Annotated in this window: 13 protein-coding genes; all 13 read right to left on the reverse strand. The window is 45.8% G+C overall.

The window, feature by feature from the left end:
- Positions 1–23: 23 nt before the first annotated feature.
- The 13 genes from OEV42_08885 to OEV42_08945 all read right to left on the reverse strand — a co-directional run bounded on the left by OEV42_08885 (position 24) and on the right by OEV42_08945 (position 16,213).
- On the reverse strand, positions 24–3,773 hold the full coding sequence (locus tag OEV42_08885) for a nitrate reductase subunit alpha (GenBank protein MDH3974377.1): 3,750 nt from the start codon (positions 3,771–3,773) through the stop codon (positions 24–26).
- A 109-nt stretch (positions 3,774–3,882) separates the two neighbouring features.
- Positions 3,883–5,472 carry an antiporter gene (locus OEV42_08890; protein MDH3974378.1) on the reverse strand — a complete coding sequence of 530 codons (1,590 nt, stop codon included), beginning with the start codon at positions 5,470–5,472 and terminating at the stop codon, positions 3,883–3,885.
- A gap of 378 nt (positions 5,473–5,850) precedes the next feature.
- Complete coding sequence (locus OEV42_08895) at positions 5,851–7,332, reverse strand: MFS transporter (GenBank protein MDH3974379.1); 1,482 nt, start codon at positions 7,330–7,332, stop codon at positions 5,851–5,853.
- Positions 7,333–7,395: 63 nt separating this feature from the next.
- Complete coding sequence (locus OEV42_08900) at positions 7,396–7,818, reverse strand: universal stress protein (protein ID MDH3974380.1); 423 nt, start codon at positions 7,816–7,818, stop codon at positions 7,396–7,398.
- A 395-nt stretch (positions 7,819–8,213) separates the two neighbouring features.
- Complete coding sequence (locus OEV42_08905) at positions 8,214–8,885, reverse strand: response regulator transcription factor (protein MDH3974381.1); 672 nt, start codon at positions 8,883–8,885, stop codon at positions 8,214–8,216.
- 34 nt (positions 8,886–8,919) lie between these two features.
- The gene (locus OEV42_08910) at positions 8,920–10,917 is read right to left on the reverse strand and encodes a histidine kinase (protein ID MDH3974382.1); all 1,998 of its coding nucleotides are present in this window, start codon (positions 10,915–10,917) and stop codon (positions 8,920–8,922) included.
- Between the two features lie 203 nt (positions 10,918–11,120).
- Positions 11,121–11,507 carry a hypothetical protein gene (locus OEV42_08915; GenBank protein MDH3974383.1) on the reverse strand — a complete coding sequence of 129 codons (387 nt, stop codon included), beginning with the start codon at positions 11,505–11,507 and terminating at the stop codon, positions 11,121–11,123.
- Positions 11,508–11,592: 85 nt separating this feature from the next.
- A complete protein-coding gene (gene ptsP, locus OEV42_08920; protein ID MDH3974384.1) occupies positions 11,593–13,380 on the reverse strand; it encodes a phosphoenolpyruvate--protein phosphotransferase in 1,788 nt (595 codons plus the stop codon).
- Complete coding sequence (locus OEV42_08925) at positions 13,377–13,649, reverse strand: HPr family phosphocarrier protein (GenBank protein MDH3974385.1); 273 nt, start codon at positions 13,647–13,649, stop codon at positions 13,377–13,379. The genes ptsP and OEV42_08925 overlap by 4 nt, the downstream gene beginning before the upstream one ends.
- A 103-nt stretch (positions 13,650–13,752) precedes the next feature.
- Positions 13,753–14,499, reverse strand: coding sequence for a PTS system mannose/fructose/sorbose family transporter subunit IID (locus tag OEV42_08930; protein ID MDH3974386.1), 747 nt, complete (start codon positions 14,497–14,499; stop codon positions 13,753–13,755).
- A gap of 3 nt (positions 14,500–14,502) precedes the next feature.
- Positions 14,503–15,195 (reverse strand): PTS sugar transporter subunit IIC, encoded by a 693-nt coding sequence (locus tag OEV42_08935; protein MDH3974387.1) that lies wholly within the window; start codon positions 15,193–15,195, stop codon positions 14,503–14,505.
- A complete protein-coding gene (locus OEV42_08940) occupies positions 15,192–15,698 on the reverse strand; it encodes a PTS sugar transporter subunit IIB (GenBank protein MDH3974388.1) in 507 nt (168 codons plus the stop codon). Before OEV42_08940 ends, OEV42_08935 begins: the two co-directional genes overlap by 4 nt.
- A 110-nt stretch (positions 15,699–15,808) precedes the next feature.
- Positions 15,809–16,213, reverse strand: a complete 405-nt coding sequence (locus tag OEV42_08945) for a PTS sugar transporter subunit IIA (protein ID MDH3974389.1) — start codon at positions 16,211–16,213, stop codon at positions 15,809–15,811.
- Between the last annotated feature and the right edge of the window lie 11 nt (positions 16,214–16,224).

Raw genomic sequence — 16,224 nt, forward strand, 5'->3', positions numbered from 1 at the left:
GTCAGCAGATTCAAGAAACGTGATTAATTATTAATTCCCGGAGGATGTGGCTGCGCTTCCCTCTCATCGGTAAGCGGCCTCTCCAGCCAGTCAACATCCTTATCCTCAACTTTGTGGATATGGACATATTCGTCACGCTGTGAACCTATTGTTCCGTAATAGTTAAATGCGTAAGACAGTTGGGCGTAACCACCTATCATATGCGTCGGTTTAACTACGATTCGGGTAACACTGTTGAGTATTCCGCCCCGCTTGCCGGTTGTTTGCGATCCGGGAACGTTGACGTTCTTTTCCTGGGCGTGATACATGAGTGCCATTCCTTCGGGAACTCTCTGACTTACTACGGCACGGGCCATCGTAGCGCCATTGCTGTTAACGGCCTCTATCCAGTCATTATCCTCGATACCGGCTTTTTTGGCGTCGATTTCAGATACCCAGATGTAAGGACCCCCTCTAAAAAGGGTAAGCATTCTCTGGTTATCCTGGTAAGTGCTGTGAATACCCCACTTGGAATGCGGTGTAATCCAGTTAAGCGTGACATGCTTCTTGTCTTTCACATGATCAGGAACATACTTGTGATGCTGGAGATCCATAGGGGGCCTGTAAGCACAGAAACCTTCACCGAAATCGAGCATCCAATCGTGATCCTGGTAGAAGTGAGCACGTCCCGTGAGCGTCCTGAAAGGGATATGCTCATGAATGTTGGTATACCCAGCATTGTAACTCACCTCTTCAGACTCAATACCGCTCCATGTGGGCGCCGTGATAATCTTTTTGGGCTGAGCCTGGATGTCATGGAAGCGAATTTTCTCTTCATGACGTCCTGCATAAAGATGACTGTGATCAATGCCCGTCTTCTTGCTGAGCGCATGCCATGATTTGTGAGCAACCTCGCCGTTGGTTTCAGGCGCCATCTGGAGAACGGCTTCACAAGCAGAAATGTCATCTTCAAGTGAAGGCATTCCTTTCGTAATACCCTCTTCATTAATAGTTCTATTAATGTCTTTCAACTGCTCATATTCGAGTTCCGTATTCCAGTCCATACCTTTAATATTGTTACCGGCCTTGACCATGAGAGGTCCAAGGGCGTTAAACTTCTTATAGGTATTGGCAAAATCACGCTCGACAACTTTCAGGATAGGAAGTGTTTTTCCCGGAACAGGCTCACAATCACCCTTCTTCCAGTCCTTAACACCGAAAGGCTGGGCAATCTCCATAGGTGAATCGTGCTGCATGGGAAGAGCAACAACATCCTTCCTCACACCGAGATGCTTTTCTGCCAGTTCAGAGAAGGACTTAGAAAGCCTTCTGAAGATCTGCCAGTCACTCTTGCTCTCCCATGCCGGATCAACGGCTTCAGAAAGCGGGTGAATGAAGGGATGCATATCCGTCGTATTGAGATCATTCTTCTCATACCATGTGGCAGTAGGAAGAATGATATCAGAGTATGCACCGGTGGAATTAAGTCTGAAGTTGATATCTACCATGAGATCGAGCTTGGCTGTAGGAGCCTCATCACGCCATGTGATCTCCTTGCTTTCCTTTCCTGCAACACCTTCCTGAAGAACGCCGTTTTGTGCGCCGAGAAGATGCTTGAGGAAGTATTCATGACCTTTTGCACTGCAACCGAGCAGATTGGCTCTCCAGACAAAGAGGTTTTTAGGATGACTTTCAGGTGCATCGATATCTTCACAGGCAAAGGCAATATCACCGCTTTTGAGGTTCTTTACGATGTACTCTGCAACACCTTTTTCATCGCTTGCGCCGGCCTTTTCCGCTTCATCAACTATGTCCATTGGATTTTTGTTAAAGTGAGGCGCCGATGGCAACCATCCAAGACGCTGTGCTACAACGTTATAGTCAGCCAACTGGTATCCCTTGTATTTACCTTTTGAAACAGGCGTGTGAAGCGCATCAGCATTAATGGTCTCATAACGCCACTGATCGGTATGAAAATACCAGAAGCTGGTTCCATTCATATGCCTTGGCGGACGTGCCCAGTCAAGTGCAAAAGCTACAGGCGCCCAACCTGCCTGGGGACGAAGTTTTTCCTGACCCACATAGTGGGCCCAACCGCCACCTGACTGACCGACACAACCGCAGATATGAAGCAGATTCATAATACCGCGGTAGTTCATGTCTGCATGATACCAGTGGTTAATAGCGGCGCCGAGGATAACCATCGACTTACCCTTCGTTTTGGCAGCATTATCAGCGAACTCACGACCGGTACGGATAATGTCGGCACGCTTAACACCGGTTACCTTCTCCTGCCATGCAGGCGTATAGGCAACATTATCATCATCGTAAGACTTGGCAACATTATCACCACCAAGACCACGGTCAATACCGTACTGTGCAACCTGAAGATCGAAGACGGACGTTACATAAGCTTCTTCACCACCGGCAAGCTTTATTTTCCTTGCAGGAACGTTGCGGAAAAGAAGGTCCTTTTCACCGGGAGTAAAGTGCGGGAATCCGACTGCAACAACGTCATCCTTATTGTCGATACAGGAGAGCTCTGCCGATATTTCTTCCTGGTTTACACTGTTTTTAGGCAGAATATTCCACTTGCCTTCTTCACCCCACCTGAATCCCATGGATCCGTTAGGGCAAACAAAGGACTTTGATTTTGAATCATAGACAATAGTTTTCCACTCGGGATTATTATCCTGCTTCATATTGTCTTTAAAGTCGGAAGCTCTAAGCGTTCTGTCACTCGTATAGCCGCCGTCCACTTTTCTAAGAATTACCTGGACAGGAAAATCGGTATACTTTTGCGCATACTCCTGGAAATAAGGCTCCTGCTTCTCAATGTAAAACTCCTTGAGCGCAACATGCCCCATTGCAAGAAATGCGGCCGCATCGGTACCCTGCTTTACAGGCATCCAGAGGTCGGCAAACTTGACATATTCCGCGTAGTCAGGCGCCATGGACACAATCTTCGTTCCGTTATATCTCGATTCAACGGCAAAGTGAGCATCAGGTGTTCGCGTCATGGGCAGGTTTGCGCCACAGACGATAATATACTTTGAGTTATACCAATCCGCCGCTTCGGGAACATCGGTCTGCTCACCCCAGGTCTGCGGTGACGCAGGCGGGAGGTCGCAATACCAGTCGTAGAAGGAAAGACAGGGACCACCGATAAGTGAAAGATAACGTGAACCGGCCGCATAACTAAGCATAGACATGGCCGGAATGGGCGAGAAGCCGATGACCCTGTCAGGACCGTGATTTTTTGCCGTGTAAACGTTAGCCGCAGCAATAATCTCGTTAACCTCGTCCCAGCTTGATCTTACAAAACCGCCAAGTCCCCTGACCGCCGTATAGCGCTTACGCTTTTCAGGATCCTGCTGAATAGCCGTCCAGGCCTCTACCGGGTCTTTTCCTGACTCACGCTCTTTACGGTAGAGTTCAACCAGTCTTCCCCTGATAAGGGGATACTTGATACGGTGAGGCGAGTAAAGATACCATGAGAAACTTGCGCCCCTCTGGCAGCCTCTCGGCTCGTGATTCGGCATATCTGTTCTGGTACGGGGGTAGTCGGTCTGCTGCATCTCAAAAGCAACAAGACCGCTCTTTACGTGAATTTTCCAACTGCATCCGCCGGTACAGTTAACTCCATGCGTAGAACGAACGACTTTGTCGAATCGCCAGCGATTACGATAGGAATCTTCCCATTTTCTATCCTCCCTGGTCACAACACCGTGGCCATCGGAGTAGGTGCCAACCACCTTGTCAAAGAATTTCAGCCTATCCAAAAAATGACTCATACAAAACTCTCCTTCTCCCTAATTATTTTTTCTGCCGAATAAAAAAGGTGGACGGCGCCGGCTAAGCCGGCGCCCTCCACTAAATAAACGTTAATATAGCCTGGAACAATTATGGGTTCTTGACATCTGCCTTTGGCCCGAGATAATACCACCAGTTTAAAATGAGGCACACAAAGTAGAATGCCGCAAATCCGTAAAGTGCATATTCCGGAGTAGCCGCCTTGATCTGCTCACCAAAAACCTTAGGCATAATGAAGGCACCGTAAGCAGCAACAGCGGAAGTCCAACCAAGAACAGGACCGGCCTGCTCCTCATCAAAGACCATGGCGATCGTCCTGAAGGTTGAACCATTGCCGACACCAGTCGCTGTAAAGAGAACCAGGAAGATAATGAAGAATGGCATGAAGTAATCCTGCGGTGTGGGCGACTTGTAAGCAGCAGCCATAAAGTAGGAAGCACCAAGCGCGGACAGAATCATCACGATAGATACGATCTGAGTAATGAAGGCTCCACCCATCCTGTCAGAGATCCAACCACCAACAGGTCTGATTAGTGCACCGATGAATGGTCCCATCCACGCGTATGAAAGGGCGCTCGGTCCGTCAGGGTTAGCCTGGTTGTGCGTCATAACTCCGTCAACGATCACATGCTTGAAGCCGAAGATAACCTTGATACAGAGCGGGAATGATGCGGCGTATCCGATAAAGGAACCAAAGGTCATAATGTAGATAACTGTCATGACCCATGTATGCTTGTTATTAAAGATCTTAAACTGCCGCTGAAGATTAGGCTTGATGGAGCCCGGAATTGCCTTCATCACCATAACTGTCAGGAAGATAACGACGGGCACCACGATCCACTTGCTCACCTTGAACTTCAGGAGGAGAGTAAGACCGAAGATTGCTGTGGCAAATCCGATAAGCAAAAGACCGATAATTTTTCCAAAGGCACTTGCCGTAGAACCGATATCTGGAGACACTGCCTCGGTCCGGATGTTATTCAGACCGAACCATCCAAAAAAGGCGAGCGGCACAAGGAAGATGAGCCATACGAACCCACCATTCTGGATCCATGACTCGGTACCGACGGGGATCTTTCCGATAAGCGTTCCACTTGTTTTAACGAGTGTCAGAGAATCTCCGGTAAGTCCGAAGAAACCGACTGTCATTGAAAGCGGAATAAGAACCTGCATGGTAGTAACACCGAAGTTACCAAGTCCTGCATTTAAACCGAGAGACATACCCTGAACCTTCTTTGGGAAGAAGAAACTGATATTACTCATGGAAGAAGCAAAGTTTCCTCCACCGAATCCGGAAAGAAGTGCCATAATCTGAAACTTCCAAAGCGGTGTATCAGGATTCATCATAAGGACACCTGCTCCGAATGCAGGTATCATCAGGAATGCCGTCGTCAGGAAAATAGTATTCCTGCCCCCTGCGATTCTGATCATAAAGGAACTCGGTATTCTGAGCGTTGCACCCGTAAGACCAGCTATCGCACCGAGGGTGAATAATTGTGACTTATCAAAGGTAAACCCCAGGTTAATCATCTGAACTGCCAAAATCCCCCACATAAGCCATACTGAAAAACCAACCAGCAGGCTCGGAATAGAAATCCACAAGTTCCTATTCGCAATTTTCTTTCCCGTTGATTCCCAGAATTCCTGGTCCTCAACTCTCCAATCATGTAAATCTGCCATAACCTTTCCTTTCTCAAATAATTATTTTTTATTAAATAAATGCTGCAATTTAAAAATCACTATTTCTATCAGGTTGAAGGAGGATACACTTAATACCAAGCCCAGTCAACTCGCCAAAGTATGTAAATTTCCATAAAATAAGGCTTAGGTCAAAAACCCTACACAGGAACTATTCCTCACAAAAAACTAAGCCAAAAGAACTAGTCCACTCAACCTGTTTTTCACCTGACAGAAACGACAGACCCTCAGGGAACAATTTCCTTCAACCCTTCCTGACAGGCAAAACAAAACCAACCAAACAATGCATTCAATAATGAATACAAACAAAAGCAGTAAGCCGCACCCGCAGACCGGCTGCAGGTGCGGCTAATAAAAAAACTAATGCCCCGCTTCCGCCATCTGCTCCTTATCAACAGAGGAGAGATGATACTCTTCAGCAAAGGCGCCGTGAGGCTCTTTGAGGAAAATTGAACAGAAGAGGAAACTGAAGAAAGCCCCGCCACCGACAACAAAGAAGAAGGTATTGCTTTCAACGAGAGTAAGCGCAGTGAGATAAAAAACAGCGCCAACATTACCGTAAGCTCCGGCCATACCGGAAATCTGCCCCGTAAGGCGGCGCTTAACGGTTGGAATAACGGCGAAAGTGGCCCCTTCCGCTCCCTGAACAAACATGGAACAAGCAATAGTAAGGGCAACAGCAAGCGCAAGCGGCCAGCCGGAAGTGATAAAGCCCATGCCTGTGAAGCCGAGGCTGATACCGAGCATGTAGAGACACATGACCAGCTTTCTGCTGTTCAGGCTATCAGACAAAACACCACCCAAAGGTCTTGCAATGAGGTTAACAAAGGCAAAGGACGACGCAATGACACCAGCCCATGTGGGCGTCAGTGTAAATGTTTCCTCAAAAAAGGTGGGAAGCATGGAAACAACAGCAAGTTCAGCGCCGAAGTTACAGAAATAGGTCGTATTAAGTGAAGCCACCTGATTCCAGTTATATCGGTCATCTTCAGGCACACCCTTTTTAAGTATGGGCAGGTTGACCCGGAGGATCTGTGCTATCTGATAGAGAACGACACCCGCTACAACGCAATGGGCTGCAATCAGTCCACCACCGGAGAGGAAGCCCAGTTTACCCAGCTTCCAGACAAGAACAGACAGTATGCCGAAAAGCGGAATGGTGAAAAGGATATATTTGAACATATCAAAATAGGAACTGACCTCCATGGCAGCTACTTTCTTCGGCTTGTGCATCATCTTGCCCGTAGGACCATCCTCAATGGCAAACCAGTAAAAGACACCATAAACAGCCATAATTACACCCGTTGTCGCCATGGCATAACGCCAGCCATTAGGCCCGCCATAGACATTAAATGCAATGGTGGGGATCGTCAAAGCGGCAGCCGCAGAACCGAAGTTACCCCAGCCGGCATAAAAGCCTTCGGCAAAACCGATATCTCTCGGCTTAAACCAGAGAGCCGTCATATGGATACCGACAACAAAACCGGCGCCGACCACACTGAGCACGAGACGTGAAACAAGCAGTTGAACTGTCGAATTACCGAATGCAAAAGTGAGCGCCGGTATTGACATAACAACCATAAGTATTGAAAAAACCCTCCTTGGTCCGTATTTATCGAGAAGCATACCAACGAGAATACGGCCGGGAATTGTCAATGCAACATTGCATATGGCAAAGAGCTTGAGATGCTTCTTGGTTAAAAAGTCAAGTTCCTTCAACATGGTCGTTGCCAGCGGCGCCATATTAAACCATACGTAAAAGGTAATAAAGAACGCGATCCATGTAAGGTGCAACGCCCTGATTTCCTTATTTTTTACCTTAAAAAGATCTGAGACCTTCATTTGGATATTTCCTCCTTAATTGGATTTAAAAACTAAAACCATAGTTATAAAAAACGTGGACACCTATTTCTTCCAGTCAGGTCCCATAATCATGAGATGACACGGGGCATGACGAACAAGGTAAGCGCTTATACTGCCGAGAAAATGCTGCATAAACCTGCTTTTTCTCTGCCTGGCAATAACCACTATGTCCGGTGATTTTTTATCTATGGCATCCATAATCATTTGCTGAGGTTTCCCTTCAGCAAGAACGGCATCAACATCGAGACCGTGGGAAGCAACCCATTCCGCCGCTTCCTTGAGAACACTGTGCTGTTCCTCTTCAAGCTTCTCAAAAACCTCTTCATTCTCCATGCTGGCATCCAGCGCTTCGCCGGTAACCGTCAGCAGGATAATCTCAGGTTTTTGAGGCTTGAAATACTCAATGGCCTTTTCAAGGCCCTCATGAGCAACATCACTACCATCATAACAAATCATAACCTTCATACTTTCAAAACCCTCCCTTCTAAATTTAATTGTATATAAATAAATTGAAAAATAATTTTCATCGAACTCGCAAAAAGGCGAGCATCACAATATTACTCCCATGAAGAGAAGAAAGTCTATTATCCGGAATAAATAAATTCTTAAAAAAGAAGAACTAAAAAAACATAGTACTTTAGTACTATTCGTGAGGACTGTTAATCAATAATGAGTAGATCCCGGCTGAAGATAAGACGGGTAAAGAGGGTTAAATAAAAGGAGGAAGAGACCTTTGTTCATCAGGATACTTTAGCGCCTCCCGCTATCAAGGCATTTCCCTGTTTTTTGATTTTTCTCTGCTCTTTGAGCTTTGTCGTTAAACCGCCCTTTTCAGGTTAATAACGACGGGGAAGGAGGGCTTAATTTTTCTTCGGTGGCACAAGAGACTGTTCAACAGCATAAACGGCAGCCTGAACGCGACTGCTGAGATTAAGCTTTTTAAGAATATTCTGCACATGGATCTTTACCGTGCTTTCAGCAATACAGAGTACGTTAGCAATCTCTTTATTACTCTCTCCGCGACTGATATGAACAAGGATCTCTTTTTCACGATTACTGAGCAGGTCTTTCTGTGTCTCATTTTCACTTTTCTGTGCCCTCGCCGACATGGCCCTGAACTCGGCAAATATCCTGTCCGTCAGCGCCGCTGATACGGTAGCTTCACCGCGGGCAACCTGCTGGACGGAACTGACCAGGCGTTCCGATTCAACATTTTTCAGGAGATAGCCCATTGCGCCTGCCCGGACAGCATTGAAAAGGTCTTCATCATCTTCCGAGACGGTAAGCATGAGTATCTTTGTTTCAGGCTTTACTTCAAGTATTTTCCTGATAGCTTCAATACCCGTCATATCAGGCATATTCAAATCCATAAGAACGACATCAGGAGAAAGTTCAAGCGCTTTTTCAATTCCTTCGGCGCCACTGCCGGCCTCACCGATTATCTCAACAGACTCCTGCCTGCTAAGAAGCGCCTTCATACCATCCCTGAAGAGTGTATGATCGTCAACAAGCAAAACTTTTATTCTATCCATAGCTTCCTCCCTATCGGTATTCCCTATCAACTCATCAGCACATTTTCAGGCTAACACACGTACCGTTTCCGATTTTACTTTCAACAGACAGTTCTCCCCCGAGACGAATTGCTCTTTCCTTCATAATATCTATGCCCACATGAGAAGGCCCCCGCAATTTTACCTCCTCAAAACAAAAACCCTTTCCATTGTCCTCAACAGTAACACCGAAATTACCGTTTCCTCTTACGGTTACCTTCACCTCCGTCGCTTCCGAGTATTTTCTCGCATTGGTGAGCGCCTCCTGGACGATGTGAAAGAGGTGAACTTCCGCTCCCGGCGACAAGGGCGGTATATCGGAATCGGCCCTGAAGACTGTCTTGATACCTGTCTCTCTCCTGAAGCGGGAAAGAAATTTCTTGATAGTCGACTCTATACCTTCCGAATCAATTTTTGTCCTGAAATGAACCAGCAGTTCCCGCACATCGGCATTGGACTTTTCAATCCCTTTTCTGATCTGCGCCAAATCTTCAAGCGCCTGCTCATAATCCCTGGCTTTGATAGATCCTTCAAGGAGACTCCCCTGAATTTTCAGATAGGCCAGGGCCTGGGCAATACTGTCATGAAGTTCACTGGCAAGCATATTTCTCTCTTCTATGATGGCAAGCTTCCTCGTTTTCACATCCAGGTTATAATATTCAATGGCCGCGCCGAGGTGATTATTCAGGCTTTCTGCGAGGAGCTTCTCCTGATCGGAAAACTCCCTTATCTCATTCTGGAAGAGGTTGACAAGCCCAAGCAACTTACCTCTGTAATTAATAGGAATCTCAACAACGGTACGGTAACTGCAATCCTTGCAATCCATGAATCTCATCTCTTTGGGCACTACTTTCAACTCCCAGGGAAGGCGGGGCTCATCCTGGACCAGGGTCCCGCAAAGGCATTCACCAAAGGCAATATTCGATTTAAACCCGTCATCAAGGCCGATACTTGCCGCCAGCCTGACGGAACCATCTTCATCAACGAGTCTGATAGCGCTGCTGTGAATCCCCAGGTAATCTTTCAGTTTCGTTAAAAAGATGTCCAGAAGTTCATCAATGGGAAGGGACTTATTTAGAGAAGCAACCATATCATATAGAATGGAAAGTTCCCTGTTTCTCTGCTCCAGCGCAACCGTCTTTTCCTTCACCTTCCCTTCCAGGTTACCATAAAGCTCTTCCAGCTTTTCCGCCATAAAATTAAAGCCCACGGCAAGCTCCCCCATCTCGTCTTTGGAAATGATGGAAACTCTTTTGGAAAAATCACTGGCCGTCATTGCCCTGATCCCTTCCATAAGACCATGAACAGACTTTTTTGTTACGAGAAAAATAACATAGAGGGCCATAAGGGTAACAATAAGGGTAAGAATGAGAAAAACGTACTGGAGCCGCTTAAAAAGCTTTACCTTTCTGTTGGAGGAGTCTTCAAGAAGAGCCACGAGCAAATCGACTTCATCGACAAAACTGTTTAATAAATGATCGAATTTTTTGTAATTATCGGCAGGGGGTACGATACTGTGAGGATTGAGAATACCGAGGATAAGAGGTTTGATCTCTTTTTTCCACATTTGGTGAACTTTTTCTACATGGATCTTAAGTTCGGGCTCATAAATACCGGGAAGGTTCAGGAACTTTTTAAAGAGGGGGTTAAAATTCATAAAGAACAGAAAGGTGTCTGACTCCTCATATCTGTTTTGCCCTCTGCCTCTTTCCCCCTCTCTCAAATACTTTAGAATATCATCGAATCTTGCAATCTCCTCGTTGATCTTCTGCTGAAGGACTGCCCTGTCTTCTTTATCAGCATCCAGCCATTTGTTAATGAGCAAAGCCATCTTGTAGCTTCTCATTCTCTCGCTGCCCGCCCAGTTAATAGCCCTTGCATCACCTGACAGGTGCCCGGCGGAATAAATACCGACACCGATCATCATGAGCTTGATGATAAGCAGAAGGAGCAAGCCCCCACCAAGCTTGAATATGAGTCCTCTATTGAATCGTTTTATCGGAAAATATCTCATAGAGGTAAACAGACGGCAGCTTCTTTAAAGATTTAATCGTGTTTGACTGATGCCACTATATTAACAGTTTTTTACTTTTTTTTCTATTTTTTTACTTTTTTACTTATAAAATATTAAGTGAAGGCCCGGACCGCCATAGAAAGCCTTGACCGGGATTAAGATGAATTGACTTGTTGCAGGCTGGGGAGAGATGCGAAAAAAAGCTAGCCGAAAGAACGGAGTTCCTTTCTCATGGCCTTAATTTTCTTATGGGACTTGATCCAGAGAGCAATGCCATAAAAAAAGAGACCTCCCAGCATAATATGCTTTACAATAATAGCAGGAACCTGGCTTACACCAACGGCATTTGCCCATTCAAACTCCTTATAGGTAAAGGTCCTTATGACACCGGCAAAAAGCATAAAAATGATCGATCCGCCAATAATATGAACCAGTTTGGGATAAACAGAAAGGACGACCTCTTTGGCCGCCACGTTGCCCGACTCGATTGCCTTATTTACCATAACAAGCATGGTCACACCACAGACAAAAACAATTCCCGCAGCGAGGTCGTGAAAATAGTTATTCATCATTACCAGGATACCGATCATAGAATTTCTCCTTCAAGGGATGGATTATAAGCACGGCAAAAAAATGTTTTGTAAAGTGAAGCTCCCCTCATGCGCTTAAGGTAGGTCAATTTGACATTTCCATATTGAATTCTTCCCAGAGATCGTCCTGGAAACGCACCTTAATCTCACCATGAATATAATCCCGGATCTCTTTTGCCGTTGACAGGGACATTGCTTTATCGGCGATAAACCGCGCCTCTTCAGAGGAAACACTTCTAAGCACCTTTTTAACTCTCGGAATTGAAAAAGCGCTCATGCTGAGCGTATCAAGACCCAGGCCGAGCAGCACAATGGAATAAACAGGGTCCCCTGCCATTTCTCCACACATGCTTACATTAATGCCTGCATTATGCCCTGCATGAACAACGCTCTTTACCATTCTTAAAACTGCCGGATGAAGCGGCTCATAGAGATAAGCCACATGCTCATTCACTCGGTCGATGGCGAGTGAATACTGGATAAGATCATTTGTTCCTATACTGAAAAAGTCGACTTCTTTTGCCAGAATATCGGCAATAAGCGTTGCCGACGGGACTTCTATCATAATGCCTGTCTCGACAGCTTTATCAAAAGCGATTCCCTCTTTTACCAGCTCTTCTTTCGCTTCATTGAGAATGGATTTTGCTTCCCTCACCTCTTCCACACCGGAAATCATGGGAAACATGATTTTTACACTGCCGAAAGCGCTTGCCCGGAGTATGGCTCTCAGCTGGACCTTAAAGACCTCCCTTTCCTGCAATGAAAACCTGATAGATCTTAATCCCAGGGCCGGGTTCAGCTCTACAGGGCTTTCAAAAAAGGGAACAATCTTGTCCATCCCCAGGTCAAGCGTCCTGATCGTTACCGGATTGGGAGACACCTTTTCAATAACGTCACAATAGGTATCAAAATGCTCCTCTTCCAGGGGCAGAGTCCCTCTGTTCATGTAGAGAAATTCCGTCCTGTAAAGGCCGATCCCTTCAGCGCCATGACTCAAAAGAGAAGGGATCTCCTCCACGATCTCAATGTTTCCGGCAATATGAAGCCGCTTGCCGTCGGGAGTGACGGCAGGGAGGTCGGCATACTTGAGAATCTCCTTTTCGATGTAATGGTATCGCTGCTGTTTATTAAGGTATTCCCTGAACAGCTTTTTTCCGGGATTGATGATGACCTTGCCTGAAAGCCCGTCAACAATAATGTGATCTCCCGTTTTGACCCTTCCCGTAATCTCTTCAAGACCTCCCACTGCCGGTATTTCAAGAGCCCTTGCAATAATCGCCGTATGTGATGTTTTACCCCCGATATCGGTGGCAAAGGCGACAATATTCTCCTTATTCATCTGTGCCGTATCGGCAGGTGACAGGTCGTGGGCGACGATAACCACCTTTTCTTCAATTTTGGAAATCTTTTCATGCTCTTCTCCTGAAAGATTTCTCAGTATCATCTCCCCGACATAACTGATATCACCACTTCGTTCACGCAGATAATAGTCGTCAATATTTTGAAACATTTTCTTCAGCTCATCGATAACCATAGTCAGGGCCCATTCGGCATTGATGCGCTCATGCCTGATATTCCTGATTGTATCTTCCAGCAGCATCCTGTCTTCGAGCATCATAAGATGTACATCGATAATAAAAAGGTGGTCCTTTTTTTCCTCGCCGAAGACCTTCTTTTTTACCTTTATAAGCTGTTTTTTCGCCTTCTTTACCGCATCTTCAAACCTGCCGACTTCATACTCAACATTTTTCTCCCTGATCTTTCTCTCCGTCACCTCAACCTTTTTACGGTCGATGAGACGCACCTTCCCGATAACAATCCCCGGAGAGATACCGATACCATTAAAAATCAGGTTTTCAGGCTTATTCGTCATTCACCTTCTCCAAATAAATCATCGACAAGATCTTCGATCCGGGCAAGAAGGGCGGCGGCGTCAGGACCCGACACTTCCACCTTAATCGTGCTTCCCTTGGCTGCGGCAAGCATCATGACACCCATAATACTTTTTCCGTTAACCTTCTGACCATCTTTTTCAATATAAACTTCCGATTGAAAACTGTTGGTCGTCTTCACCAGCATGGCTGCCGCCCTGGCATGGAGGCCAAGTTTATTTTTAATCGTTAATTCCTTACTTTCTACCATAAGTTGTATTCTTTAATTGAGGTTTATAAATGAATACCTTTTTACCCCGTCAGTTTTTCGGCAAAAAGGTTTCCGGCCAATACCCTTTTTTCATACTTCACTGTCAGACAAAGGCAGACAGGCCGGCAGTAACTGCAAGCGAAGCATAGATAAGTATCTGGGGCGTAACTCCCCATTTGAGCGCCCTGTAGTATAGCCCAAAAAGGACGACTGCCACAAGAGCGCCGATCAATCCATATTGACCAAAACCTGTTTCCGGTTTAATACTTACATAAACGGCTAAAAGCACGCCTGACGATATTACCGTCAGGGCCTTGATTTTCTTCATCATATTGGGAAAGTTAAAACGCTTCATTCCATCTATAACACCGATACCCTCATTATAACCCAGATAAAAACCTTCAATACGCAATCTGAAGTGCGAAATATTATATAGAATCAAAAAGATAAAAGGCGATAAAACCTGATCCATAAGGGAGGAGAAAACAGCAATGAGGGAAGCAAAGGGTTTTAAGGTACTCCAGAAAAAAGAATCGCCAATGGCTCCGTAAGAGCCCATGACACCCACCTTAAAAGTATTTACATCTTCACCATTCATTTTCCCCCGGGCCACATCCTCTTCCATCTTTACGGCAGCACCTATAACGGGAGCAGCCATATAGGGGTGCGTATTAAAAAATTCAAGATGCCTTTTAACAGGCCCTCTGATTTTTTCATCCTTTCCATAAAGATGAGTAAGGGCAGGCAAAAGGGCATAACAGAAACCGAGATTCTGCATTCTTTCAAAGTTCCAGGTTCCCTGTATCAAAAAGGAACGCAGCATGACGGATTTGAGAATTTTTTTATTCATCCTTCAAAAAACCTCAAAAAGAGAAAAAACAAGGGTAAAGGAGAGAAAAAAGAACTTTAGCGAATTTTTTACTCTTGTCGATACCATGAGTGAAGCCAGCCCAATAACGGGCAAAAGATAAAAAAGCCGCTCCAGGCCTTTTAGAAAAAAGGGCGGCAAAAGTGAGTAGAGAAAGGGAAAAAGGGCGGCACCCGTAATCAGTGAAATAAAGATTAACAGGCTATAGGCAAAATAGAACCTCTTAAGGCCACTCAAACATTCTCTTCCCACCCCTTCCATGCTTCCCTCCTGCACAAAACGGTCTGCCGCATGGGCCGAAGCAATATTCTTCTCTCTTATTCTGGAATCCAGCCGCCGGGCCAGCATAGCCAGCGGGATTGTTAAAACCAGGGCAAAGGCGAGCGTCTGGAAACTCTCTCCGCCGATTATTCTGCTCTGCCATATAGCAAGTGAAGGAACGAGGATTGAAACGATTGTTTCATCAGGAGGAACGGATGCTCCCACGGGCAGCGCTCCGATCCAGAGAAGTTCAATAATGAGGCCGGCCTGGATGCCTGTCATGACATCACCGAGCATCATACCGATAAGAGGTGACGTTACAACCGGTCGTGATATCATTATCTGGAATGCGGCCGTCCGGTCGATAGAGATAAAACCGCCAATCAGTGAGATGAGCACTATTTCCGCAACAATCAATGATCTCTCCCGCAAATATCAAAATAGCGTTTAACAAGCTCTTCGATTTTTTTAGGCTTTTCTCCGGGTACGCTTCTCACATCAATGGCTACACCGGCATCGATCAATTCCCGAATGTCCCTCACATCGTCATCATCAAGGGCAATACTGGCCGTTACCTGCCGTCTGCCCGCCATATAATTAACATTACCAAGGTTCACCGAAGAACACTTCAACCCTTTTTTGCAGGCGCTGCCGGCATCATGAGGCGAAGAAAAAATAAGCATTATCCTTTCACTGTCAAAGAGACCGCTCTCAAGATCGGCTACCGCTTCATCAACGGTCTCAATCTTCAGCTTTATTTCTTCAGGAACGGCCATTTCCATAACCTTCTTCTGAATGGGATTGGCAACGACCTTATCATCGGCGACAATAACCATACTTGTCCCCGTATGAGGTATCCAGCCCTCAAGGACCTGCCCGTGAATAAGCCGGCTATCGATGCGGGCTAATACAATTGCCACGATCTATCCTTTGACTCTCCAGATAATTTTTTTGATATCAATTGCCTGTCCTGCCTTGCGAGGAAAGCCTTCATTCACTTCCTCAAATACTATCCACCCCGTCTCGCTTTTTATGCCCTCCCCTTAAGCAGTTCACCTGCAATGGAGATATTTTCACGGCCATAGGACCTGATGAGCTTGGCCATATCTTCCAAGTTTAAGTTTCCTCTTACGTTTGATAATTTTACCAGCATGGGGAGGCTGACCCCTGTTACAACCTCCACTTTCTTTTCTTCGAGAAAAGAAATACTTAAATTAGACGGTGTTCCACCGAAAAGGTCAGTAAGAATAAGAACGCCTTTCCCTTTATCAACACTTTTAATGGCAGAGGATATTTCTTCCCTGGCATCCTCCTGGGAAAGGGATTGCAATATGGGAACGCCCTTTATTCCTTCAATTTTGCCGACAATCATCTCTGCCGTACTGATCAATTCGGCAGCAAGATTACCATGGGTGACAACTACAAAACCTATCATAAAAACTCCCT

Source organism: Deltaproteobacteria bacterium (assembly GCA_029860075.1).
GTDB lineage: Bacteria > Desulfobacterota > JADFVX01 > JADFVX01 > JADFVX01 > JAOUBX01.

Bases quoted from the DNA above. Each gene is read 5' to 3' on its own strand.
- OEV42_08885 (MDH3974377.1), bottom strand. From the start codon at position 3,773: ATGAGTCATTTTTTGGATAGGCTGAAATTCTTTGACAAGGTGGTTGGC.
- OEV42_08890 (MDH3974378.1), bottom strand. From the start codon at position 5,472: ATGGCAGATTTACATGATTGGAGAGTTGAGGACCAGGAATTCTGGGAA.
- OEV42_08895 (MDH3974379.1), bottom strand. From the start codon at position 7,332: ATGAAGGTCTCAGATCTTTTTAAGGTAAAAAATAAGGAAATCAGGGCG.
- OEV42_08900 (MDH3974380.1), bottom strand. From the start codon at position 7,818: ATGAAGGTTATGATTTGTTATGATGGTAGTGATGTTGCTCATGAGGGC.
- OEV42_08905 (MDH3974381.1), bottom strand. From the start codon at position 8,885: ATGGATAGAATAAAAGTTTTGCTTGTTGACGATCATACACTCTTCAGG.
- OEV42_08910 (MDH3974382.1), bottom strand. From the start codon at position 10,917: ATGAGATATTTTCCGATAAAACGATTCAATAGAGGACTCATATTCAAG.
- OEV42_08915 (MDH3974383.1), bottom strand. From the start codon at position 11,507: ATGATCGGTATCCTGGTAATGATGAATAACTATTTTCACGACCTCGCT.
- ptsP (MDH3974384.1), bottom strand. From the start codon at position 13,380: ATGACGAATAAGCCTGAAAACCTGATTTTTAATGGTATCGGTATCTCT.
- OEV42_08925 (MDH3974385.1), bottom strand. From the start codon at position 13,649: ATGGTAGAAAGTAAGGAATTAACGATTAAAAATAAACTTGGCCTCCAT.
- OEV42_08930 (MDH3974386.1), bottom strand. From the start codon at position 14,499: ATGAATAAAAAAATTCTCAAATCCGTCATGCTGCGTTCCTTTTTGATA.
- OEV42_08945 (MDH3974389.1), bottom strand. From the start codon at position 16,213: ATGATAGGTTTTGTAGTTGTCACCCATGGTAATCTTGCTGCCGAATTG.